Annotated in this window: 22 protein-coding genes; 2 read left to right on the forward strand and 20 right to left on the reverse strand. The window is 59.6% G+C overall.

The genetic code is table 11. The annotated features are described in order from the left end of the window. Window positions 1-229 precede the first annotated feature (229 nt). The 6 genes from ribB to WG907_RS17395 form a co-directional block, all read right to left on the reverse strand. On the reverse strand, window positions 230-1,333 hold the full coding sequence (ribB, locus tag WG907_RS17370; RefSeq protein ID WP_340234835.1) for a 3,4-dihydroxy-2-butanone-4-phosphate synthase: 1,104 nt from the start codon (window positions 1,331-1,333) through the stop codon (window positions 230-232). A 50-nt stretch (window positions 1,334-1,383) separates the two neighbouring features. Then, window positions 1,384-2,136 carry a nitroreductase gene (locus tag WG907_RS17375; protein WP_340234836.1) on the reverse strand — a complete coding sequence of 251 codons (753 nt, stop codon included), beginning with the start codon at window positions 2,134-2,136 and terminating at the stop codon, window positions 1,384-1,386. Window positions 2,137-2,302: 166 nt separating this feature from the next. Further along, window positions 2,303-3,817 carry a thiolase family protein gene (locus WG907_RS17380; RefSeq protein ID WP_340234792.1) on the reverse strand — a complete coding sequence of 505 codons (1,515 nt, stop codon included), beginning with the start codon at window positions 3,815-3,817 and terminating at the stop codon, window positions 2,303-2,305. 301 nt (window positions 3,818-4,118) lie between these two features. After that, window positions 4,119-4,577 carry an FAD-binding protein gene (locus WG907_RS17385; RefSeq protein WP_340234794.1) on the reverse strand — a complete coding sequence of 153 codons (459 nt, stop codon included), beginning with the start codon at window positions 4,575-4,577 and terminating at the stop codon, window positions 4,119-4,121. Window positions 4,578-4,942: 365 nt separating this feature from the next. After that, a complete protein-coding gene (locus WG907_RS17390) occupies window positions 4,943-5,101 on the reverse strand; it encodes a hypothetical protein (RefSeq protein ID WP_340234796.1) in 159 nt (52 codons plus the stop codon). 2 nt (window positions 5,102-5,103) lie between these two features. Then, window positions 5,104-5,346: a hypothetical protein gene (locus WG907_RS17395; protein WP_340234798.1), complete on the reverse strand. Its 243-nt coding sequence runs from the start codon at window positions 5,344-5,346 to the stop codon at window positions 5,104-5,106. A gap of 125 nt (window positions 5,347-5,471) precedes the next feature. On the opposite strand from WG907_RS17395, the gene WG907_RS17400 reads away from it, so the two are divergent. Together WG907_RS17400 and WG907_RS17405 are read left to right on the forward strand one after the other, a co-directional pair. Further along, window positions 5,472-5,813 carry an NIPSNAP family protein gene (locus WG907_RS17400; RefSeq protein WP_340234800.1) on the forward strand — a complete coding sequence of 114 codons (342 nt, stop codon included), beginning with the start codon at window positions 5,472-5,474 and terminating at the stop codon, window positions 5,811-5,813. Window positions 5,814-6,000: 187 nt separating this feature from the next. Further along, complete coding sequence (locus tag WG907_RS17405) at window positions 6,001-7,263, forward strand: amidohydrolase family protein (protein WP_340234802.1); 1,263 nt, start codon at window positions 6,001-6,003, stop codon at window positions 7,261-7,263. A 347-nt stretch (window positions 7,264-7,610) separates the two neighbouring features. Here WG907_RS17405 and WG907_RS17410 read toward each other — a convergent pair whose 3' ends face one another. From WG907_RS17410 to WG907_RS17475, 14 genes are all read right to left on the reverse strand, one after another. Then, entirely contained in the window at window positions 7,611-8,489 is an 879-nt protein-coding gene (locus WG907_RS17410; RefSeq protein ID WP_340234804.1) for a TIGR03619 family F420-dependent LLM class oxidoreductase, read from the reverse strand. Next, entirely contained in the window at window positions 8,486-9,619 is a 1,134-nt protein-coding gene (locus tag WG907_RS17415; protein WP_340234806.1) for a CaiB/BaiF CoA transferase family protein, read from the reverse strand. Before WG907_RS17415 ends, WG907_RS17410 begins: the two co-directional genes overlap by 4 nt. Window positions 9,620-9,943: 324 nt before the next feature. Then, a complete protein-coding gene (locus tag WG907_RS17420; RefSeq protein WP_340234808.1) occupies window positions 9,944-11,029 on the reverse strand; it encodes an acyl-CoA dehydrogenase family protein in 1,086 nt (361 codons plus the stop codon). After that, complete coding sequence (locus WG907_RS17425) at window positions 11,026-12,207, reverse strand: acyl-CoA dehydrogenase family protein (protein WP_340234810.1); 1,182 nt, start codon at window positions 12,205-12,207, stop codon at window positions 11,026-11,028. The genes WG907_RS17420 and WG907_RS17425 overlap by 4 nt, the downstream gene beginning before the upstream one ends. Window positions 12,208-12,224: 17 nt before the next feature. Further along, window positions 12,225-13,028 (reverse strand): crotonase/enoyl-CoA hydratase family protein, encoded by an 804-nt coding sequence (locus WG907_RS17430; protein WP_340234812.1) that lies wholly within the window; start codon window positions 13,026-13,028, stop codon window positions 12,225-12,227. Then, entirely contained in the window at window positions 13,025-13,786 is a 762-nt protein-coding gene (locus tag WG907_RS17435) for an SDR family NAD(P)-dependent oxidoreductase (RefSeq protein WP_340234814.1), read from the reverse strand. The genes WG907_RS17430 and WG907_RS17435 overlap by 4 nt, the downstream gene beginning before the upstream one ends. Window positions 13,787-13,805: 19 nt before the next feature. Next, a complete protein-coding gene (locus tag WG907_RS17440; RefSeq protein WP_340234816.1) occupies window positions 13,806-14,990 on the reverse strand; it encodes a thiolase family protein in 1,185 nt (394 codons plus the stop codon). Between the two features lie 148 nt (window positions 14,991-15,138). Further along, entirely contained in the window at window positions 15,139-16,644 is a 1,506-nt protein-coding gene (locus WG907_RS17445; protein WP_340234818.1) for an AMP-binding protein, read from the reverse strand. Between the two features lie 43 nt (window positions 16,645-16,687). Then, window positions 16,688-17,446: a crotonase/enoyl-CoA hydratase family protein gene (locus WG907_RS17450; protein ID WP_340234820.1), complete on the reverse strand. Its 759-nt coding sequence runs from the start codon at window positions 17,444-17,446 to the stop codon at window positions 16,688-16,690. A gap of 32 nt (window positions 17,447-17,478) precedes the next feature. Beyond that, a complete protein-coding gene (locus WG907_RS17455; RefSeq protein ID WP_340234822.1) occupies window positions 17,479-18,642 on the reverse strand; it encodes an acyl-CoA dehydrogenase family protein in 1,164 nt (387 codons plus the stop codon). A 155-nt stretch (window positions 18,643-18,797) separates the two neighbouring features. After that, window positions 18,798-19,790: an acyl-CoA dehydrogenase family protein gene (locus tag WG907_RS17460; protein WP_340234824.1), complete on the reverse strand. Its 993-nt coding sequence runs from the start codon at window positions 19,788-19,790 to the stop codon at window positions 18,798-18,800. Then, window positions 19,790-20,947 carry an acyl-CoA dehydrogenase family protein gene (locus tag WG907_RS17465; protein WP_340234826.1) on the reverse strand — a complete coding sequence of 386 codons (1,158 nt, stop codon included), beginning with the start codon at window positions 20,945-20,947 and terminating at the stop codon, window positions 19,790-19,792. Before WG907_RS17465 ends, WG907_RS17460 begins: the two co-directional genes overlap by 1 nt. Before the next feature lie 128 nt (window positions 20,948-21,075). Then, window positions 21,076-22,176, reverse strand: coding sequence for a CaiB/BaiF CoA transferase family protein (locus tag WG907_RS17470; protein ID WP_340234828.1), 1,101 nt, complete (start codon window positions 22,174-22,176; stop codon window positions 21,076-21,078). Window positions 22,177-22,220: 44 nt separating this feature from the next. Continuing rightward, window positions 22,221-23,015: an enoyl-CoA hydratase-related protein gene (locus WG907_RS17475; protein WP_340234829.1), complete on the reverse strand. Its 795-nt coding sequence runs from the start codon at window positions 23,013-23,015 to the stop codon at window positions 22,221-22,223. Window positions 23,016-23,177 lie beyond the last annotated feature (162 nt).

Raw genomic sequence — 23,177 nt, forward strand, 5'->3', positions numbered from 1 at the left:
AGGCATCTGAACGGGCACGGCTGCGACCCGGCCGTCGATCAAAAGTCGGTCACGCGCCTGTTGCTGATATCCGGTCCCGCTGACGCAGGGGACAGATCACCCGGTTCCGTTGTCACTCACCACCACCGTGTATGGGCACTCGCGATTTTCGGCGATGGCCGTGCGTCCAGTGCAGCGATCTGCGTAGGGGGCCGATGGTAAGACGGCCTGTGGAATCCGCTCCAAACCGTTATGCAATCGGTCGCTCGGCCACGATATTCAGATTATAGCCTTTCAACCCCACTGGCTGCTGATGCGAATTCGTCAGCAGGATCATATCATGGACATTGAGGTCCGTAAGAATCTGGGCGCCGATGCCATAGTCTCTCAATTCCTCGATGTCAGTGCGCGCTGCCTTCCCTTCGCGCATTTGCAACGCCTGAGAGAGCACGTGACGCGTATGACGGTTGATGACGACCACCAGGCCACGCCCCTCGTCTCCGATCATGCGCATCGCACGTCCCAGCATGCCCGAGCGGCTGCCACTCTCCATAAGCGTGTCCTGGAATACGTTGAGATTGTGCATGCGAACCAGCGTCGGGATGGACGGATCGATTTCGCCCTTTTGCAGAACCATCGTTTCCTCGCCACTTACCTTGTTACGATAGGATATTATCTTCCAGTCGCCGCCCATGTCGCTCTGGAAAGCGCCCTCCGCCACACGCTCGACCAGATGGTCATGCTTTCGGCGGTATTCGATGAGCGAGCGGATGGTGCCGATCTTCAGGCCCAGTCGCTGTGCAAGCGGCAGAAGGTCGGGAAGACGCGCCATGCTGCCATCCGCATTCATGATCTCGCAAATGACCCCCGATGGGTTGAGTCCCGCCAGACGCGAAATATCGACCGCGGCTTCCGTATGGCCTGCACGAACCAGCACGCCGCCGTCGCGCGCGATGAGCGGGAAGACATGCCCCGGCGTGACGATCTCGTTCTTTCCCTTGCCGGCGTCGATCGCAACGGCGATCGTACGCGCCCGGTCAGCGGCCGAGATGCCCGTCGTCACACCCTCGCGGGCCTCGATCGACACGGTGAACGCCGTCTCGTGATGCGACTTGTTCACCGCGCTTTGCAACGGTAGCTCCAACTGGTCCGCCCGCTGCTGCGTGACGGCGAGGCATATCAGGCCACGCCCGTGCATCGCCATGAAATTGATCGCATCAGGCGTAGCCATCTGGGCCGGGATGATGAGATCACCTTCATTCTCGCGCTGCTCATCGTCGACCAAGATGAAAATCCGGCCGTTTCGCGCATCCGCGACGATTTCCTCAATGGAGGACAGTCCGCCAGGATTCATAGCTTTATTGTCGCTCACCGTTCATCTCCTCCACCTCGGCCGAACTGTCATTAGCCCGCTACCCAACTCACCGCATCCGAAAGGGCGGATCGCCTCGACCGAAAGGCATTGGCGGGATGCTCTCTGTCGGGATAGCCAAATGAAGCGCCGAAAACGACCATGCGATGATCAGGAATGTTGAAGAAGTCGCGCATCAAGGGCGCGTAGGTGGCGAGGGCTGCTTGCGGGATCATGCCGAGCCCCAGGCTTTCGGCCGCCAACAGCAGGGTACCCATGTACAGACCGCAGTCTACGGCCCCATAAGTCCCCAAATCCCTTTCGGATGTCACGACAAGTACGTGAGGCGCCCCGAAAAACCTGAAGTTTTCCAGCGCCTGCTTGCCCGATGCGGCGCGGTCGCCATACGTCACGCCGACGCTTTCATAGAGCTGCCAGCCGACTTCACGCTGACGCTCCTTGTAGAGGCCGCGATATGCGGTCGGAAAATCGAAGTCGGGCTGCATGTCGGGAACGCCCCCATGGGCCGCATGGTCGGCGACGGCATGGTCGAACAAAGCAGCGCGAAATCGCTCCGTTCCTTCTCCTTCTGTGACAATCGTCTGCCAGGGCTGGGAATTGCACCAGGATGCACTAAGCTGCGCCAGTGTCAGCATCCGTTCGATGACCGGACGGGGGACCTGGTCGCTCTTATAGGCTCGGCAACTGAACCGACCTTCCAGAAGATCGCCCAGGGTTTCCGAGGCTAAGGGCCAGTCGCCCGTACGGCTCTCCCGTTCAAGCAATTCCCGGCTAACGCTTTCCATCGCCACACTCCATATTCACGAGGGGAGGTGCCATCGGGCAAGGTACCGATCCGTCCACTCACTTATTAATTGACCAGTCTCGCATTCAGATAAGCGGGGCCACCTAATAGAACAAGCACGCAGCTAGAACTCGGTCTTGCCTATCGATGCAGCGGCGTCTACATTCTCAATATACGGCCGTGATGACGCCTGTCGTCCCTCCCGCACCGATAGTCACGGAGCGGCCGACCATTTCCTCGCGCTCTGCCCACGCCAGCAGCGCCGAATCGATTATCCGTACGTAGGATCGCGCGCCGCCGGGCAGATCGCAAATCGCTGCCCCGTGCGACGGATTGCCCAGATTATCGTGCATGATCGTGTAGGTGGCAACCACCGCTGGCCCGACATAGTCATCCTCGATCATTCGCTGGGGTATCGCGTCGACCAATGCCTGAACCGCAGCGTGATCTGGATGCACCAGCACAATCGGTGGCGGCGTCGTGGAATAGAGACCATAGATATGATTGGACATCATCATCCCAACGCCACTAATCAGACCTATGCTGCCCGAATCGCCACGCAGGATTTCCACCATTCGTGTAATTGAGGTAATCATATAACTGCTCGCCGGCCCGCCCGCATAGGGAAGACCGCCAGTCACTGTCACCTCATCGCCCCCACGATGCGCTATCCCAAGAGCGTCGCGGCCAAAGTTCACGGCGGAGGCAAAACAGCTGTACAAATCGACATGCCTGATGTCGTCCATCGTAACGCCAGCGGCCGTCAGGGCCGCCTTGCTCGCGGCCTCCATGGCGTCCGATTTCCACAGCTTATCCCGCACGCCGATGAACACCGGGTCCTCGGCATAGCAGGACGTCCATGGGTAGACCCGCTTCTCAGCAGCTATGCCATGTGCATCGGCCCATTTCTGGCTCACGACAATCAGTGCGGCGTAGATGTCTACATCGATGATAGCCACCATATGCTTGGTATAGGGATAGGCAACCATGCGGTTGTCGAGACGCGGCTCAGTCAGGAAGGCGGCGTCCCTCGCTTGCCGGAACCAGGCATGCGGGTTGGTTGCCGCAACGCGCGTCATTCCGGCCAGCGTCTCGCCCAACGCTGAACGATAAGCGTCAGGCACGACGCCCATATGTGCACGGCGAGCCACGTCGCGCATCGCGAAACCATAGACAGCGCCGATCCCTTCGGTCAGGCCGATCGCGACTTCGCCAGGATGCTGCACCTCGTCCAAATCGAAAGCATATTCGGGACCTTCCGGGTGAACGTGGCTCCAAGGCGGCATCGAACCTGCCTTGCGATAATCGCGCATCGTGGCGAGCGATTCCCCGCCGCAGACGAGCGCGATGTCCGCCGTTCCATCGCGGATAGCAGCGGCCGCCTCATCCAGCATCGTCTGACCCGAGGTTCCGCTAGGCTTGCCCATCGCCATATGACGGGGCGTCGCGCCCAGCCGCTCGGCCAGCCGGGCCAGCGGATAATCATAGCGCCAACTCATCACGTCGGCGACCAACACGGTATCAATCTGCGTGGCCATGGCCGGGTCGACCCCCGCATCGGCGAGCGCCTCCTTGCAAACCTGTTCCCAGCCCAGCAGCGGTTCGGGCGCGGGGCGCTGCTCGCGCCCGATCGTGATCTGGGCGACGCCGATAATAACGGGGGTCCGGGGATCGACGCTCATATCTTGTCCTCTTTGATTGTTGGAGTGTGCCCCCTTCTGCGGGCTGCGGATTTCAGGCTATTCGGCGACATCTCGTCCGCCTATATGATCGCGCCTTTGGCCGCGAGCAGCGCGGCGGCGGTCCAGCCTGACCCACCCGCTGCGGCGCGCCGGGCATGACCACCGTCCTGCCTTCAAACCTCTTGGTTATTTCCGTTCCTACCCTGGTCGCCCCAAGAAGCATCGCATAGAATGTACGCGCAACCGGCAACCGACTTGTCCAACATTTCCCTCTAACGGCGGTCACGGCGCCGGCGCCGAGTCATGCCCTAAGCCCGATCGCTCCGGAGCCATGGCTTCGGCCGCAATATACCCGAACATCATCGCCAGTCCGATCGCCACCGGTACCCAGATAGCAGCTGCCAAAGGGCGTTCCAGGCGCGTTGCCTCCCGCGTATAGCCCAGGGATAGACCGATCCTCTAAATCTAGAACTCGCGCCTGCGCGTGAGTCCTGAGTACGCCCATCGTGCCCAAGTCGCCCAGATGCACCAGATGCACCAGAATGGCATAAAAAGGCGCTTTGTCAATGAAACCAAGGCAGGAGTTGAGCCTAACATTCGGGTTGCCAAACGTGCGGTCGTACACAGTAGCGCCACGGCCGAATTCCACATCCTTGCCAGTTCGGGCATAGTCGTTCACGCAGGCGATCGTCCCTTCGAATGCGGTCGCAGCCACATCGATCTCCCGCGCCAGATCGGCAATTCTTTCCGCCTTGAACATATGGATGTTCCCACCAGTCAATCGGAATATTTCTGTCGGGCATGATCGCCGACGGCATGAAGCCTCCAGCAGTGAACTTCTGCCGGGACTTGGAATCAAACACGAGCCAGCAGGGTGAATTGGCTCTGGTCCGCATCTCATCCTCGACCATGGCGTTACCAATGCGGTCATAGCCGCAGGCCTCGTCGCCAAAGCGATCGTCATTGCGGTTGACGCAGGCACTGTGTAGTCGCCCCGGACGAACACTGCCTGGTGAATCTCGGTGAAGTTGGAAACGTCCTTGATTGGCATTGCCACAGTCGGCACCATGAAGGGCCTGTCCATGAATTCAATCGCCGCCCCGACGCCCACGACCCGCCCCTCCTTTACAATGAAGGTGTCGGCCCCGGCACGAGGCGAACCTCCACATTCCTGTCCGTCAATATCTTTTGGAACGGCGCGATCATCGCCGCGCCAAGCGTCAGCCAGCGGTCGCGCCGCATCTTGCGCCAGGCCTCTAACTCTAGCCAGTAGTGGCCGATCACCTTCACCCGCGCAACTGGCCAGCCCCTGGCGCGGCTACCAATGGCGAGGCCTCTGCAAAATGCATCGAATAGCGGTTGAGCAGATTAAACCGTGTGAACTGTTCGCGTATCGAAAAGAGATGCTCTCTAAGCTCGCGGCCGTCAAAAACAGGAAAGGTCAGGGACTTGTCGAGCCGCGCACCTGCAGCTTCGGGAAAATAATCGGACCATGGCATGATGCCCACTTTGAAACCGAGTGACCTCATATATCGAACCATTGTCGGGCCTGTCCTGATACATGCATCTATTCGCTACTGTCGCACCAGTCCCGAAGCGACAGTAGCGATAATCTAGAGATTGCTCGTGGCTGTCTTCGTCAGCTAGGCCAAGATTGGGGATTCCCATCACCCGTTCAGGCAAAGATATTCAACATGGCGTCAAAACAAAGGTCGATCTCAAGTTCAGTCAGAATGCCGGATTTAACGAGGTATTGAGCGAGGTGGCGCCCTTCCTTGGCGACCATCGTTGGACGCTGGTCTACGGCCTTCAAGCACTGGTAGGCGATCTGGGCGACATCATGCATCTGTGGGAAGTTGAGGTTTTTGCCGACATAGGCGCTGGCCTGAACGCCGCGTTCAGCGATCCGGAACTAGCCGAGTCGCTGGCCAGGCTGCCTGAATTCATGAATAATGAAACACAGCAAATCCTGGTCGAGACTCCCTATTCTCCGTGACGGATCGGGCATGGGTTCAGTCACTGTGCCGAGTGGGACAAAAGCGCCTGCTGTGAAGGCAATGGCAGGGACACTTTGCAGGGATATATAGTTGTTTAGTCGAATCACGCGCCCGGAAAACGATTGACGCGATTTTGGAACATGGGAACCGGCGCCGGGAAGGCCGCCATACCCGAAGGAGGAAGACATGGTAGCACAAACCGAACGCAACGCCTGGCGCCTGAAGGGCACGGGTCCTACCCCTTTCGGAGACCGGCTGGTAACCGGCTCTAAGGACAAATATTTCGTGGTCAGCGCGGACGCGCATGCGAACGAGCCGCTGGATTTCATGACGTCGCGTGTAACCGATCCACAGTATAAGGATCGTCTGCCACGCGTGAAGGTGGACGACGAGGGCGTACAGTGGTTGCACACTGACGGCTGGCCGCCGCAGCGTGTGAGCGTCCCTTCCAACCGTCGGGATCTTCTGCCTGAACAGGAGAGTTTTGAAAGCTTCGAAGTCCTGGCCCCTTATACCGACCGCATGGAAGATCAGGACGTGTTGCGCACCGCTGCTGGACGCAGCGTTGAACAGCGGCTGCAACATGCGGCAGAGGACGGTGTCGATGCGGAGGTCGTGTTCCCGCAAAAGGGTATTTTGGGGTTTGCCACGCCCGATCCGGTATTCGCAGGCGTCATGACACGAGCTTGGAACCGTTGGGCGCTCGAAACCTTCAAGGACCAGTTCCACCGGATCATGCCCATGGCGTTGATCGCGGCGGGCGATGTCGAAAACGCTATGAAGGAAATTCAGTGGGCGGCACTGAATGGGTTCCATGGCATCATGCTCTCTAACCGGCCGGTGTTCAACCGGCTCGACCAGCCGCTCAACCGCACCGAATATAATAACAAGATGTTCGAACCGCTTTGGGCCGTGATCGAGGAAACCGGCATCCCATTGGTGTTTCATGTCGGCAATGGCGAGGATCCTCGCGCCGTTGGCGGAAATGGTGGCGCAATCATCAACTTCCACAAGGCAATGGGTTCGGGCATCGATCCGCTGGTTACGCTGATTTCATCAGGCGTGTTCGAACGCTTCCCGAAGATCAAGGCTGGCGTCATCGAAGCGGGCGTTGGATGGATCCCCTGGGTCCTGAACTCGATGGATCATGCCTATCGTGCCCACCATATGTGGGTCAGGCCCGTGATCCCAAATCTTCCCAGCGACTATTTCAAGCGTAACTGTTTCGCGTCCTCGCTGGAACATCCCACCATGCTGAAGTATCTTTGCGAACTTGGCCTGGAAGACAACATTCTGTGGTCAAACGATTATCCGCATCATGAGGGGTCTTTTCCCTATTCCAAACTCAGCATCGAACGGGAAATGAATGAGTTGAGCGAGACCCAGCGGACCAAGATTCTGGGCGAGAATGCGGTGCGGATCTTCAATATCGACCGCAGCAAGTTCTAATCACTTGTCAGTAGAAGCTGGCGCGGCACCCGAGGGTGCTGCGACAGCTTCTTTCCCCTTTTCTACTGCTCAGCCAATCCTACAAATCGGCACCTGCGCGCCCGTTGGCGTATTCAGATGGACTTGATGCGCCATGGTTGTTCAAGAGTGTCAATGCACTTGCCCTCTATCTCAGCCTGGTGCTGCAAATCACCAGTCCGGCGAGAGACCCCACAAAGGCTCGATCAGAAAGATCGGCAACCGACTGACGCGCTCCCATTTTGTTGGTGCCGAAACGGTCATGATAGTCCTACCACGCAAGGACCGTTGCTTGAGGGGAAACGACGGTTTGGTCGTCTCTGCTGCTATCAGACGCCGGGGAAGTGCCGGATGACCTTCTCTGCAAAATCTTCCCAAAGCCGTTTCTTTTCATCAAGCGTCGATCGCTTGTGGAGCAGGAAAAACGCCGGGGCAAGTTGAATAGCCGTCACGCCCATACCCTCCGCCCGCTTGAACGAATCCGTGTCCCAGTCGCCTTTAAGCACCATTATGATCTCGAACGGCAGATGCTCACGCCCCGCTTCGCGCCGCATCGTCGTAAGCGACGCGATCAAGTGGGGCATGTCGTCGACCTTGTTGCCCCCGTCCATCCAGCCATCGCATAAATATGCGGCGCGCTTCATCACTGCCGGGCTCGGCCCGGCCGCAATAATAGGCACATGCCCAGGCGCTGGCAGCATGCGCAGCCGGTCGAAATTGAAGTGGGTGCCATGATGCTCGACGATCTCACCGCTCCACAGCTTACGCATCACGGCGATCATCTCGTCGGCGCGCTTGCCCCGCGTCGCGAAATCGACGCCGTAAGTATCGAACTCTTCCTTCATCCATCCGACGGCTCCGCACACATAGAGCCGGTGGTTGCTGAGGACCGCGAGCGTCCCGGTCGCTCGGGCGACTTCCATCGGATTACGTGCCGACAAGACATAGATGCTTTGCATCAGCTTGATCCGGCTCGTCGCCCCGGCAATCATGGCGAGAGATACCCAGGGGTCGGGGAAGGACCATTTATGATCTATCGTGAAGAAGGGCTTTCCGTCCGGTGAGGCCGGATAACGGGATTCTATCCTCTCCGGAATGAAAATATGATCGGATACGCCAACCGCGTCAAACCCGACCGCTTCTGAAAATATCGCGCTCTCTATGAGTTGATCATCCTCGACGAAAGCCAGCAGATTCCAGAATTTCATGCGCGCACCTTCCGCCAGTCCTCTATTGCCTCGGCAATATCCTGGCAGATCGGTGCCGGGGGCCACTGAATACGCGCCGGCGTCTCCGAAAAGCGCGGCACCGGAGCTGGTTGTATTATGCCGTCGATATCGACAAATGTCCCACGCGACGTAAAATGAGGATGCGACGGCGCCTCTGCGAGCGACAAGACGGGTGAAAAGCATACCTCCTCCTGTTCGAGGATATCGCACCATTGCTGCCGCGTCCTGGTTCCAAAAATGGCACCGAGCGTCATGCTTGTTTCGGCCCATGAAGAACGATCCAACTGCGCCTCGGGCGTCAAGCCGGTTGCACCAATCATATCGAGCAATTGCGCGTAGAATCGCGGCTCGATGGCCCCAATGGCGATCCACTCTCCATCAGCGCAGCGATAAACATTATAGAACGGAGCGCCTCCGTCGATCATATTCGACGCCCGCTCCTCTCGCCACGTGCCCGCGCTTGTCATGCCATAGAACATGGACATCAGATACGCCGCGCTGTCCGACATCGCTGCATCCACCACCTGACCCTTGCCAGTGATGCGTACATTGATGATCGCTGCCAGCAGGCCAATAATAAAACAGAGGCTTCCGCCAGCGTCTCCAACAAGGTTCAGAGGCACCACCGGCCCACTTGGCCCACCGATCGCACGGAGTACGCCAGCCAAGGCTATATAGTTGATATCATGACCTGCGTTTTCGGCATATGCACCATTCTGGCCCCACCCCGTCAAACGTCCGTAGATCAGCCGGGGATTATGTTCGACTGCGACGGTCGGACCGAGGCCCAGACGCTCCATGACGCCCGGTCGATGCCCCTCCATCACCAGGTCGGCGCTGCGAAAGAGATCGAGGCATAATTCGCGTGCAACTGGATCCTTGAGATTCAGAGACACGCTGCGGCGCCCACGCCCATCTAGCCTCTGCGGCAAAGGATCTTGCGCATCCTCGCGCTCGATACGAAGCACGTCGGCGCCAAGATCCGACATCATCATACCCGCAAATGAGCCCGGCCGAGCCTTGCCGAATTCAAGCACTTTTATTCCGTGCAATGGACCCATTAGAAAAATCCCGTTATAAAAAGCGCCGGACACGAGCCAGTTACGCATGCGACAATGAACGGTCGCCCCAATCGCTACCAGCGGACTGCGAGGCGATCATCACACATCTCATGCTACAATCGTGACATTCTTGTCGCTGTTCTTCGTCATAGGGGATAACCCCGGCAGATGAAGGCCGGAGGCCTACACTTTGCTCGGACACGAAACCGGGGGACCATCAAAACCATGGAAGGACTCAACCTCTGAATGGTGACAATCAGGGGAGCACGTCATTCTTTACAAACAAAGGCACCGGACATTTCATGAACATAGCCAAAAATAAACCGGTCGAAGTCCTAGGCTACCGCTAATCGTCGAGTTATATCAACGTTGTTATCTTCGCATTCTTTTGAAGAGCGTCGGCGCCAGACGGTCCCGACGCGCTTCCGGCGAGTCGTACAGCATTTCATTCAGCAGGGCGCGCTTCAGAAACAGATGACAGTCGTGTTCCCAGGTGAAGCCGATGCCGCCATGGAGCTGGACAGCATCCTCGGCCATAGCGTGATAGCTCTCGTCCGCAAGAAGCCTCGCCTGCGAAGCACGGACTGCCGCATCCTGTGCGCCCTTCGCAAATGCGTCAGTAGCCTCGCGAGCCAGTGCGGTAGCTACATCAATTGACAGTTTGTGATCCGCCGCTCGGTGCTTGAGTGCCTGAAAGGAGCCTATAGGTCGCCCAAACTGTTGCCGTGACATCATGTAAGCGACGGTTTCGTCGAGCGACTGGCGTGCACCGCCCAGTGAATCCCACGTCAAGGCGAGTTCAAGATGGCCGCGAACGCGCTCGATTGCTGCACTAATTTCCTCCGAAAGCGCCCGTATCGCATCGACATCCTCCAGTTTAATGTCGATCACCGGCCGGCTGCGGTCCCACATTTCGGGCCTGGTAATCAATACGCCAGGCGCACTGAACTCGATCAGCCAAGCCGCAGCCTCGGCACCATCGACAAGCAGCAGCAAATGGTCGCTTCCGATATCAGCCGGTAGTGCGAGCAGCATTCCATTCAGGCACTCTCCCTCGACACTTAGGGTATCTGGTCGGACAATCGCCACCGCAACCTGCGCGTCGCCACATGCCACTTTCTCCGCAAGCGCGCGAGCGGCAGGCGACGCGCTCTCCAGTGTCAGCAGTTCGAGGCTGGCGAGCGAAGGAAAGAGCGCTACCGGCGACATGACCTTACCCATCTCCTCATAGATCGGTGCCAGCGCCGCGAAGGACTGGCCCAACCCGCCCGTCTCCTCCGGAGCTGTCAGGAGCGCCCAGCCCTGTTCGCTCATGGCTGCGAAAAGGGTTTCGGATTCGTCCCGCGGCGGCTCGGCATAGGGCGCTCGCCGATTAACACGATCAGCCAGCAACCGTCTGGCGGCATCGCGCATTTCTTCCGGGTCGATCGTGGACTGTTCGGCTAGGATCTCGCTCATGCCATCTTCTCCCGAGGCAGCATCAACATGCGTTCGGATATGATATTTCGCTGAATCTCATTCGCGCCACCTGCAATGTTAAATTGGTAGCTGTTGAGAAAATCGAACATCCAGTTGCCGGTCTCATATCCAGCACCCAGGATATAAGGTGTAAAGCGCTGACCAGAAATGCCCTGCAACCGCAGGCCCATCTCGGTATAGGCGCGCGCTGTCCGGGCATAGGCCAGTTTAAGGATGGAAGCGTCCCCGATAGCTTCCTGCCCTGCGATGCGCCGTGCCATGAACTCTCCGACCAGCGCGCGTAACGCCTCGATGCGCCCGATCAGATCGACCATTGCGCGACTGGTTTCCACATCGGGACCGGCTGGCGGCGCTTCGGCGGCCGCAATCAGGCGCCACAGCGAACGATACATGCGTTCAGTCAGTTCGACGAGAGTAAGTCCGCGCTCGGACGATAGCGTGACCTGCGCGACGCCCCAACCTTCATTCTCTGCGCCGACCCGATTCTCGACAGGGATTTCCACGTCATCGAGGAAGATTTCCGCAAACTCCTCGTCACCCGTGACCTGACGGATAGGGCGGACTGTGACCCCCTTTGACTTCATATCCATCAGCAGGAACGTGATGCCCGCCTGCTTTTTTGCGGTGGGATCGGTGCGAACGAGCAGTAGACAATAGTCCGCGAACTGACCCAGCGTCGACCAGACCTTCTGGCCATTGACGATATAGCTCTCGCCTTTACGCTCCGCGCGGGTTTTGAGTGCTGCAAGATCAGATCCCGCACCCGGTTCGGAGAAGCCTTGCACCCAGACGTCACCCTTGAGGATGCCCGGAAGATAGCGCGCCTGCTGCTCGGGGGTCCCGCATTCCACCAAAGTCATGGCGGCGTGATAGAGAGACACGAAATAGAGGCTCATGCGCGGCGCATCGACCCGCGCAATCTCCTCGAAAAGCGCAACCTGCTCGGCCAGCGACCGCCCTCCACCCGGCCAACCTTCGGGCCAGTGCGGGGTTGCGTAGCCGGCGGCAACGAGCCGGCTAAGCCATTCGCGTTGAGAGGCAATAAATTCTTCTATATTGTCTCCGGCCTGCCGCGCGCGCCAGTCCCGTGGAACATTCTGCACCATCCATTCGCGGACGGTGGCGCGAAAATTGTCCAGTTGCTCGTTCTGGCTCATAAGCGCGGCTTCTCCCATCACGCACCCTTGAAGTGGGGTGAACGCTTTTCCAGAAAGGCAGTAACCGCTTCTTCATGATCTGCGGTCGCGTGACAGATTGCCTGCGCCGCTGCCGAAGCTTCTAGAAGCGTAGCCAAGCTGGCCGTGCGCCCTTCGCGCAGCAACCGCTTCGTCATCCGCACCGCATAGGGCGGATTGACCGCGATACGACGCGCAAGATCGAGCGCCGCCTGCATCAGTTCGTCATCCGGTACAACCTTCGATACCAAGCCGCAGGCCAATGCTTCGTCCGCCGACAGCATGTCGCCGGTTAGCGCCATCTCCGTAGCCTTGGAAAAGCCGACTATACGTGGTAGCAGCCATGCTCCACCGTCACCCGGCACGATCCCCATCTTGACGAAACTTTCCGCAAAGCGCGCGCTTTGCGCGGCGATACGTACGTCGCACATACAGGCCAGGTCGCACCCGGCGCCGATAGCGGGCCCGTTGACGGCGGCGATAACGGGCACTTCGATGGATTCGAACAACAGCGGCAGTTGCTGGATGCCATTTTTATAGTTGCGGCGCGTAATGGCGGGCAGTGCATCGTTCAGCCCCCCGCCTTTGCGCATCGTCTTGATATCGCCGCCAGAAGAGAAAGCCGAGCCCGCGCCCGTGATGATAACCGCGCGGGTCTCAATGTCGGCATCGGCAAGTTCGATGGCCTTTATGACAGCTGTCATCACCGCTGGGTCCGAAATCGGATTGCGCAAATCGGGCCGGTTGAGCGTCAGCGTCACGACTCCATCGACTTCGCTACGCAGCAGGGGAAGATCGCTCATCGCGGCGGCATCCTGATCGCGCCATCGAGACGAATGGTTTCGCCGTTGAGCATCGGATTCTCTATTATCTGGGCGGCGAGCAAGGCAAATTCGGACGCATGACCGAGCCGGGACGGATGCGGTACGGCCTTGGCAAGGCTGCTGCGAACATCATCCGAAAGACGCGCGAGGATCGGCGTGTCGAACGTGCCCGGGGCGATCGTGCAGACACGAATGTAGCGGCCCGCCAGATCTCGCGCGGCAACGATGGTCATGCCGACAATGCCAGCTTTGGCCGAAGCATAGGGGATTTGGCCGATCTGTCCCTCAAACGCGGCCACGGAAGCCGTCATGATCACGACGCCGCGCTCCCCTTCGACCGGTTCGGTCCTGGCCATGTGCGCCGCGCCCAAGCGCAACACGTTGAAGCTCCCGACCAGATTGATACGGACAACATTTTCATATATTTCAAGCGAGCCGGGGTTTCCGTCCCGGTCCACGACGCGGATCGGGCCACCACGGCCAGCACAATGCACAACCGCGCGAAGCGGCCCCAACGCATCGGCAGCATCGAACACTGCGTTCATCTGATCTTCACTGGTGACATCGGCAGGAACGAAAGTCGCCCCTATTTCCTTCGCCACTGCCTCGCCATCGGAGGTAGCTAAGTCTGCTATGACGACCCTGGCACCGCCCGCGATCAGCTTTTCGGCGGATGCCCGCCCCAGACCGGACGCGCCGCCGGTGACCACCGCAACCAGATTTTGGTCTATCTTCATTGTCTCGTTCCCCGAAAAATCACAGTCGTTCGATGATCGTCGCGTTTGCCATGCCGCCCGCTTCGCACATGGTCTGGAGGCCGTAACGGCCACCGGTCCTCTCGAGGGCGTTGAGCATGGTCGCCATGAGCTTGGTGCCCGAGCCGCCCAGCGGATGCCCGGTCGCGATTGCGCCGCCAGCAGGATTGAGCTTCGCCGGATCAACCCCGTGCTCACGCAGCCATGCGAGCGGCACCGGCGCGAAAGCTTCATTCACCTCAAAATGATCAATCTGGTCGGCTGACAAGCCCGCCTTCTTCAGGACGCGATGCGTTGCCGGGATCGGTGCGGTCAGCATGAGCAATGGATCGTCTGCCACAACATCGAAGGCGACGAAACGAGCGCGTGGCGTCAATCCCAGGCGGCTGGCCGTCGCCTCGCTCATGATCAGCGCAAGGGACGCGCCATCCGAGATCTGCGACGAATTTCCCGCCGTGATGCTCCAGTTGATCTGCGGGAACCGCTTGCTCATTTCCTCATTTTCGAAGGAAACTTTAAGCGCTCCAAGCCCTTCGGCGGTGGTCGTGGGTCGGATGGTCTCGTCCTGAGTAAACAGTCCGGATGAAGTCTCGATGGGCACGATTTCCCTGTCATAATGGCCAGCCGCCTGCGCTGCGCTTGCTCGCTGGTGCGACTGCGCCGAGAACGCATCCATCTCATCTCGGGAAATGCCCCATTGGGCCGCGATCAGTTCAGCGGAAATGCCTTGATTCACCAAGCCTTCAGGAAAGCGGCGGTTGAAAATGGAACCGTTCGGTTCAGCACCCTGTCGCGCCGTGAACATCGGAATGCGGCTCATCGATTCCACACCTCCGGCGATGACCACATCATATGCGCCCGCCGCGATGCCCTGCGCGGCGAAATGGACGGCCTGCTGGCTGGAGCCGCAGCGCCGATCGACGACCGTCGAGGGAACATGGGCCGGATAGCCCGCTGCCAGCCAGGCCGTCCGGCCCGGCGTCACCGCCTGCTCTGCAACCTGACTGACACAGCCGACGATCAGATCGTCCACCAACCCCGGATCGAACCCATTACGTTCCACAAGCTGTGTGAGGACCTGCCCGAGCAGATCTACCGGGTGCGTCCCGGACAGCCCGCCAGTGCCGGGCTTGCCGCGTCCTACGGGCGAACGGACAATGTCCACGATCACGGGTACGTTCTGCATCCAACGGTGCCTTTCTGGATCTCAATAGAGAGGTTTACAGACCAAAGTTCCAAATTCATATAATGCCGGTCGTCGTACATCGCGTGCCTTTTCGATCGTAAGTACAAAGGCGCTGCCAGCAGAGGCAAGTATCGCCAACCCCGACCTTTCAGGCTCCGCCGGTCAAGCTTGGGAACAGGTCCCGCAATTGCCGTTTGAGCACCTTGTTGCCCGCATTGCGCGGCAATGCCTCCAGCGCGACATATTGCTTTGGGATCTTGAACCGGGCCAGCTTGTCCGCGCACCAGATTTGCAGCGATTTCGGGTCAAGTGCATATCCGGGGCGCAGGACGATCGCAGCAGCTGGCACCTCTCCCCACCGTTCGGAGATTATCCCGAAAACAGCGACATCGCCGACGCTGGGATGATCCGCCAAGGCATTCTCAACTTCGGCCGGATAGACATTCTCGCCGCCTGAGATGATCATGTCTTTGGCCCTGTCTAGAACAAAAACATAACCTTCCTCATCTATTCGCCCGATATCGCCGCTGCGCAGCCAGCCATTCGGGTCGATCGTTTCAGCTGTGGCGTCAGGCTGCCGCCAATATCCGGCCATGACCGCAGCGGACCGGACCAGAATTTCGCCGATCTCGTCAACGCCCGCGTGCGCGCCGTCCCGCCCCGCTATGGCGATTTCGACGCCGGGCATCGCCCTGCCCGCCGAACGCAATCGCGCCTGCGTCCCGGATCGATGGTCGTCGGGTGTCAGCGCTACGACCCCGCCGGCAGCTTCGGTCATGCCGTACATTTGTATGAAGCCGCAGGACAATGCTTCGAACGCGCGATCCATCAGGGTCTGTGAGATGGGCGAGGCCCCGTAGGTCAAATATTGAAAGCTAGCCAGATTGCGCCAGGCGCAGTCGGCATGCTCGATCACAAGTTGCAGGGCGGCGGGCGCAAGCAGCATATGCGTGACGCGCTGGCTTTCCATCCGCTCGAGGGCGATGCCGGCATCGAATTCGCGCTCGATCACTATGCGGCCTCCACCATAGATGCCGAAGAAGGCATAGGCTGTGCCGGCGATATGCGCGACCGGAAGCAGTAACAGACTGCAATCCGTCTCACGCGGAAACCAAGTAAGGCCCGCAGCATAGCCCGGTGCGCGCAACGCCAGCAAATTGCGATGGGTCAGCATAACCCCCTTGGGACGACCCGTCGTTCCGGAAGAATATATTTGCACGACTATGTCGTGGGGCAAAATCGCGGGTGCAGGCATAATGTCGCCGGAGACCGGCTCGGGAATCAATGTTGGTGCGGGCAGGCTGCAACTGACGGCGAGGTCGTGCGCGCGACCGACGAATTCCTCATCGGCATACAAACGCACGACACCGGCATCGTTCAGAAGAAACTGCCATTCTTCGGTGGCAAGCCGCCAGTTTAGCGGAACCAGCACCGCGCCGAACGAAGCCAGCGCATAAAGAAGGACAAAATATCGATCGCTGTTCTTGCCAAGATAGGCGACCCGCTGGCCCCACTCTATCCCTTCGGCCGACAGCAGCCCAGCCAATGCCGAAACCTGGTCGGCCAGCGCACGGTAGCTGGTGTCACGCCCTTGAAAGGTCAGCGCGATTGCGGCCGGCCTCTCATTGGCATGGTGGCCAAGGACAGCGCTCAAAGTGTCAAGCCTGGCCAGCACATCCCAGTCCAGGCGCACAGCATCACTCACCGCGCCATACAGGCCGACGCTTCTCGGCGAAGGCTTGCGCTCCCTCCTTCGCGTCCGCCGATGCAAAGACCGCAGCGGTGATCGCGTTCTGGCGGTCGAACAACTCCTCGACCGGCCATTCGAGACTTTCGCTCAGTACTCGGCGACTGACCGCGACGGCAAGCGGACCATTTGCGGCGATCTTGCGCGCCAGTTCCATCGCGCCCTCCAGCGCCAGTCCGTCAGACGTCACCACGTTGACGAGGCCATGGGTTGCCAGGCGCGCGGCAGGGTGCATGTCGCCGACCAGCACCAGTTCGTTGGCAATCTTGGCCGGCAACTGGCGCGGCAGGCGAACCAGTCCACCCGCATTGGCCACAAGGCCCCGCTTTACTTCCGACAGGCCGAATTGCGAGCCCTGCGCCGCGACCACCATGTCGCAGGCGAGCGCGATCTCGAAGCCGCCTGCAAGCGCATAGCCTTCCACGGCAGCGATGAGCGGCTTCGAGCAGGATGCTTGGGTGACGCCCGCGAATCCGGTTCCGGGAAGCCGCACGACCTCGCCGCGGAGAAACGCCTTGAGGTCCATCCCGGCACAGAAGTGGCTCCCGGCGCCCGTGATGACGCCGACACGGATATCCTTCTGGCTGTCGATCTGCCTGACCGCAGTCTCGACCGCCAGCGCAGTTTCCCGGTCGATCGCGTTGCGCGCTTCAGGACGGTTGATCGTAATGACGGCGATGCCAGCGTCAATATTGAAGTCGATCGGCACTTTAACGCTCCCTCAGGTCCTGAATCATTGGCTTAAAGCGATCGGGCAATCAGGATCTTCATGATCTCGTTTGCGCCACCGTAAATACGAAAGGCGCGAGCATCCTTGTACATTTCCGCAATCGGGTATTCGAGGATGTAGCCGTAACCACCGAACAGTTGCAGGCATTCGTCGATGATCTTGCCCTGCGCCTCTGTTATCCAGTATTTCGCCATCGAGGCCGTCGCTGCATCCAGCGTGCCCTTTAACAGGGCTTGCGTGCAATGATAGAGAAAGGCCTTTGCAACAGTGGCCTGCGTTTTGCACTCGGCCAGCTTGAACTGGGTGTTCTGAAAGTCGAACAATGTCTTGCCGAACGCCTTTCGGTCCTTCACATAGTCTATGGTTAGCGTCAGCGCCGCCTCGATCATGCCCATGGCTTGCCATGCGATGACGAGCCGCTCCTGCGGCAGCTTGCTCATCAGCATCTTGAAGCCCTGCCCCTCAACGCCGCCTAGCAGATTTTCGGCCGGCACGCGCATATCGGAGAAAAACAGTTCCGCCGTATCGCGACCTTCCTGACCGAGCTTGTGCAACAGACGTCCGCGCTCGAAGCCCTCGACCTTGTCGGTTTCGACGACAAAAAGGGATATGCCTTTAGCACCCGCCTCCTGGTCCGTCTTGGCGGCGACGATGATGATATTAGCGTGAAAGCCGTTAGAGATGAACGTCTTTTGTCCATTGATGACGTAATGATCGCCCTGGCGGCTGGCCGTGGTCCGCATCGCCTGCAAATCAGAACCGGCGCCCGGTTCGCTCATCGCGACGGCCAGGATATTCTCGCCCGTTACCGCGCCCGGCAGCCAGCGCGCCTTTTGCTCGTCATTGGCATAGTCGATCAGATAGGGTGCTACCACGGCGTTGTGCAACGGGAGCGCAAAGTTCAGGGCGTTTTTCAGCGCCAACCGTTCCATGATGACGGCCTCATATCGAAAATCCGCTCCGGCACCACCATAGGCTTCAGGGATCATGACCCCCAGCAGCCCCGACTGCCCCGCGGCTCGCCATGTGTCCCGATCGACATATCCCTGCTCGCGCCAGCGGGTCAGTGCTGCGCTGTCGGCATGATCATCGAGAAAGCGATCCGTCGCATCCTCAAGCATGCGCAGCTCGTCGCTGTCCATGAAGTCTGGCCGGAGCAGATCGATGGCGGACACTTTTATTCCCTTTTTGTTCGAGGTGGCGCAGATCTACCAAGAGTCTGAAAAGGGAACTAAACCCAGAGCACTGGCCGGGGAAGTAAAGCCTCCGGCAATGCAAATGCCTATTCCGCTACAGTCAATCGTGGCTGGGAAGCGGCTGGCGCGTCCTTCTACGATGGCGCCAGAGCGGTGCGAATAAAGTCCACGGCGGTTCCATCTGATGCAGCGATGCGCGCCGCGCCTATCCGCTCTGCCCAAAAGTCTTGTGACCCGTAACTGAGCTGCCACCGCTTAAGCAGCCGCGTGTAGAGTTGAAGGTCATGCTCCTTGCTGATGCCGATCGCACCATGGACCGCATGAGCGATGCGCGAGAGTTCCGAAGCCGCGTTCGCCGTCAGCGTCTTGGCCAATGCGACGCGCAGCGGGTCCAATGCGACATCTTTACCGGAAAATCCGATCCGCGCCGCCGTTGCGGCCAGTACCGATTGTTCGGCGGCTTGCGCGATCAGATGCTGGATAGCCTGAAAATTGCCCAACGCCCGCCCGAATTGCTGCCGTTCCGTGACATGCTGCTGACTGAGTTCGAGCACGCGGGCAGCAGCCCCGGCGCTGGAGACCGCGGTCAGCGCCGCCGCCCAGTCGAGCAAATCGCAATCCTTGATCTCGAATTCAACGAGAGGCGACGCATCGGCAACCAGCGTCGCCGCATGAAAACCAAAGCCGTCGCCCCCGTCGCCAGCGCGCAATGGCACAATGCGAAATGACGCACCATGCTGCACAAGAGCATGCCCTGCCTCGAACGCCGCTGGCGGGATCTGAGACCGCAACGTGCCAGACGAACCGACAGGCCAGAGCAGGATCGGACCATCGACCGGCAACGCCTCGCCTGCGGTCGCGATCAACATGCGCGCTACGACTGTATGCGCGAACGCCACCGGAAGAAGACGCCGCCCTGCAAGCATGAACAGCGGCAAGATCTCCGCGCGGCCAAGGCCGACGCCGCCATGCGTTTCAGCGACCAGAGCATCGAGGAAGCCTGACTCCGTGAGCGCCTGCCACATCGCGCTCGTGCTGGCCCCTCCGTGAACTGCCCGCACCTCCACCATATCGGCGACATCCGCCAGGAGACGCGAGAAGCTTTCGAGAAAAAGGTCGTTCTCCATTACCGCAATCCCAATCCCCGAGCGATCATCCCGCGCAAAATCTCTCTCGTCCCGCCGCGCAGCGAGTAAGCGGGGTTCACCTGCATCACATAGGCCAGAGTGCGTATCAGTTCGTCGTCGACCGGCAGGTCGGGATCCCCTGTCAATTGCGCAATCTCGGAAGGGATGTCCTGCTCCAGCGTCGTGCCCAGATCCTTGATCAGCGCCGCTTCGATTACCGGCGATTCGCCATCATCCAATCGACCGGTGATCGCGATCGACATCTCTCGCAAGGCCGCCATCCGCGCTAGGCACTTGCCAAGTGCTATCCGCTGTGCCGCATCCCCCGTCCCACTTGACGCCAGATATTGCGCCCACAGGTCCAGCAGCACGATACTGGAATAAATGCGCTCAGGCCCACTCCTTTCAAACGCCAATTCAGCGTTGACCTGTTTCCAGCCGTCGCCTTCCGCACCGACCAGCGCATTGGCAGGTAGGCGCACATCCTCGAAAAACACTTCGCTGAAATGCGCGTCGCCGCACAGATCAACGATCGGCTTGGTGGTGAGACCCGGCGCGTGCAGATCGATTAGGAATTGGGACAGTCCCTTCTGTCGGTCTTCGGGACCACCGCTGGTGCGAACCAGCGCGATCATATAATGCGCCTTGTGCGCATAGGTCGTCCAGATCTTCGATCCGTTGAGTACCCATTCATCGCCGTCCCGTCGCGCACGAGTGCGCACGCTCGCCAGGTCCGACCCGGAATTGGGTTCGCTCATACCGATGCAGAAGAACAACTCGCCTGCGCAGATCCGCGGCAGGATGTCGTTGCGCTGCTCTTCGGTGCCGTAGTGCAGAAGCAGCGGCGCACTTTGCCGATCGCCGATCCAATGCGCGGCAACCGGCGCGCCAATCGCCAGCAATTCCTCGACAAGCACGAAGCGGGCGAACGGCCCCTTGCCACCGCCGCCGTAACGGGTGGGCAGCGTCAGGCCGAGCCAGCCCCTGCTGCCCAGCGCGCGGCTGAAATCGGCGTCGAAGCCAGCCCAGCTGCGCGCCCGGATATGAGGCGGCCGAGCGGGCGCATGGTCAGCCAGAAAAGCTTTTACTTCCTCGCGAAACTGCTCCGTGTCCTCGGGCAGGCGCGTTGCGCGGAATGCATGCTCAAAGGCTGTCATAGGCTCTCCATTGATGCATCCGGCTCTAGGCTAAATTCCGCTGTTTGCATGGTCTCGATATGCACCATGCCTTTACCCTGACAGCAAATGCGGAGAAAAGCGCTCGCAGCCCAAGGTTGGCCGGGTGATCAGGTCGACGGCTCGGCCCATTTCGCCACGCTATCGGCAACGTCATGCTGAACAGGGGCGGGAGCCCAGCGTATAGCGCTTGGCGTGCCGGAAAAACGGGGTGCGGGCGCGGGTTGCACGACCCCGGCCACGGAGACAAAGCTGCCACGAACGATATTGTGCGGGTGCTTCGGCGCTTCCGTCATGCTCAGTACAGGAGCAAAGCAGATGTCGGTATATTCCATGACCTTGCACCATTCGTCACGCGTGCGGCCACGGAAAATCTCCTGAAATCTCATCTTGAGTTCCGGCCAGCGGGCCTGATCCATCTGCTTGACCTCGCCAAGGGACGGCTCCCCCATGGCATCGAGAAGGAGCGCATAGAATTGCGGTTCCATCGACCCAACCGCAATCCATTCACCATCAGCGCATTGATATGTATCATAGAAAGGCGCAGCTCCGTCCAGCAGGTTGGCGTTTCGCTTGTCTTGCCAGTTGCCGGCCTCTTTCATCCCGTAAAAGAGCGACATCAGATAAGTGGCGCCGTCACAGATCGCAGCGTCCACGACCTGGCCCTTGCCCGTCGCCTTTGCGTTGATCAGGGCCGCGAGGATACCGACCACCAGCATCATGCCACCACCGCCATAATCGGCAACCAGGTTGAGCGGAGGCACCGGCTTGTCTTGCGTGCCGATCGCATGAAGCGCACCGGTTATGGCCAGATAATTGATATCGTGCCCTGCCGTATGGGCGTAAGGGCCTTGTTGCCCCCAGCCGGTCATTCGCCCGAATACGAGCTTGGGATTGCGCCCCATCATGATGTCAGGACCGAGGCCAAGCCGTTCCATGACGCCGGGCCTGAACCCTTCGAAGACGACATCGGCTTTGTCACAGATGTCCAGACAGCGCGCAATGTCCGCGGGATCCTTGAGATCGAGGGCGATAGCATGGCGTCCCCGCGCATCAATCCGGGTAACGGGCGGGTCTCCGGCCCCTTTGCGGTCTATGCGAAGGACGTCCGCACCCATGTCCGAAAACATCGTTCCGGCGAAGGGTCCTGGCCCCAGCCCTCCGAATTCTACGATCTTGATGCCCTTGAGCGGGCCGGTTCCTTCCATCATCGGGCAAGTTCCTCCGTTCATTGCAGCACACCGTGCCAACGCGCTTATCTGCCGGTAAAAACCGCCGGGCGTTTTTCGCGAAACGCGGCAACGCCTTCGCGAAAGTCGCTGCTGTTCCCGGCCTGTCGTTGCGCTTCGCGTTCGCTCTGCAGGGCGCCCGTCAACGGTTGCTCGAAAGCCGCCCGCACACCTCGACGTATAAGCGCATAGGATAGGGTAGGACCTTTGGCGAGCTTCGCCGCAATCTGGTCGGTCCTGGCCTGCAACGCACCGTCTTCCACCAGTTCGCTGATCATGCCCCATTCCAGTGCTTGCGCGGCACCGACCTTTTCGCCCAACATCATCATGGTAAGCGCGCGGGTGCGTCCGATCAGCCGGGGCAGCAACCACATGCTGCCCGCGTCAGGGACCAGTCCGACGTTGACGAACGCTTGCAGGAAATAGGTCGACCGTTGCGCGACAATGACATCGCCTGCCAACGCCAGCATGCACCCGGCGCCGACAACCGCACCATGTACCCCAGTGACGACAGGTATTGGCAAGGAAAATAGGCGCTCCATGAGAGGATTATAATAGCGTTCCAGCACTGCGCCCGCGTCGAACTCGACGCCGCCCGCCGGGGAAGATCCGCTGGAGAGATCGGCTCCGCTTGAAAAGGCTCTGCCCGCGCCGCTCAGAACGAGGACACGTGCCTCTCCGCCGTCGCGAAGCCGGTCGAGCGCGGAAATCATTTCTTCAAGAAGCGGCCTGCTCAACGCGTTGAGCGCATCCGGCCGGTTGAGCTTGATGCGCGCTACACCATCATTGATCGTCAAATCGATAGTTTCGCAGCCGCTCACGCTTCAAACCTTTCGGATTGCCTGTTGGTGGAGGCGATGGACTAGCGGCTGGCAGGGTGATTGGCTTTGACCCGGGATGAACAAGGCGTTGATCAGCCGGGCCAGCCCCCCCCAGCTGCTGTCCCTGGATTGCGCCGGCAACGTCGTTCTCGCAGGATAAAT

This window comes from Sphingobium fluminis (assembly GCF_037723805.1).
Classification (GTDB): Bacteria; Pseudomonadota; Alphaproteobacteria; order Sphingomonadales; family Sphingomonadaceae; genus Sphingobium.

Bases quoted from the DNA above. Each gene is read 5' to 3' on its own strand.
- ribB (WP_340234835.1), bottom strand. From the start codon at position 1,333: ATGAATCCTGGCGGACTGTCCTCCATTGAGGAAATCGTCGCGGATGCG.
- WG907_RS17375 (WP_340234836.1), bottom strand. From the start codon at position 2,136: ATGGAAAGCGTTAGCCGGGAATTGCTTGAACGGGAGAGCCGTACGGGC.
- WG907_RS17380 (WP_340234792.1), bottom strand. From the start codon at position 3,817: ATGAGCGTCGATCCCCGGACCCCCGTTATTATCGGCGTCGCCCAGATC.
- WG907_RS17385 (WP_340234794.1), bottom strand. From the start codon at position 4,577: ATGTTCAAGGCGGAAAGAATTGCCGATCTGGCGCGGGAGATCGATGTG.
- WG907_RS17395 (WP_340234798.1), bottom strand. From the start codon at position 5,346: ATGAGGTCACTCGGTTTCAAAGTGGGCATCATGCCATGGTCCGATTAT.
- WG907_RS17405 (WP_340234802.1), top strand. From the start codon at position 6,001: ATGGTAGCACAAACCGAACGCAACGCCTGGCGCCTGAAGGGCACGGGT.
- WG907_RS17410 (WP_340234804.1), bottom strand. From the start codon at position 8,489: ATGAAATTCTGGAATCTGCTGGCTTTCGTCGAGGATGATCAACTCATA.
- WG907_RS17415 (WP_340234806.1), bottom strand. From the start codon at position 9,619: ATGCGTAACTGGCTCGTGTCCGGCGCTTTTTATAACGGGATTTTTCTA.
- WG907_RS17420 (WP_340234808.1), bottom strand. From the start codon at position 11,029: ATGAGCGAGATCCTAGCCGAACAGTCCACGATCGACCCGGAAGAAATG.
- WG907_RS17425 (WP_340234810.1), bottom strand. From the start codon at position 12,207: ATGAGCCAGAACGAGCAACTGGACAATTTTCGCGCCACCGTCCGCGAA.
- WG907_RS17430 (WP_340234812.1), bottom strand. From the start codon at position 13,028: ATGAGCGATCTTCCCCTGCTGCGTAGCGAAGTCGATGGAGTCGTGACG.
- WG907_RS17435 (WP_340234814.1), bottom strand. From the start codon at position 13,786: ATGAAGATAGACCAAAATCTGGTTGCGGTGGTCACCGGCGGCGCGTCC.
- WG907_RS17440 (WP_340234816.1), bottom strand. From the start codon at position 14,990: ATGCAGAACGTACCCGTGATCGTGGACATTGTCCGTTCGCCCGTAGGA.
- WG907_RS17460 (WP_340234824.1), bottom strand. From the start codon at position 19,790: ATGGAGAACGACCTTTTTCTCGAAAGCTTCTCGCGTCTCCTGGCGGAT.
- WG907_RS17465 (WP_340234826.1), bottom strand. From the start codon at position 20,947: ATGACAGCCTTTGAGCATGCATTCCGCGCAACGCGCCTGCCCGAGGAC.
- WG907_RS17470 (WP_340234828.1), bottom strand. From the start codon at position 22,176: ATGATGGAAGGAACCGGCCCGCTCAAGGGCATCAAGATCGTAGAATTC.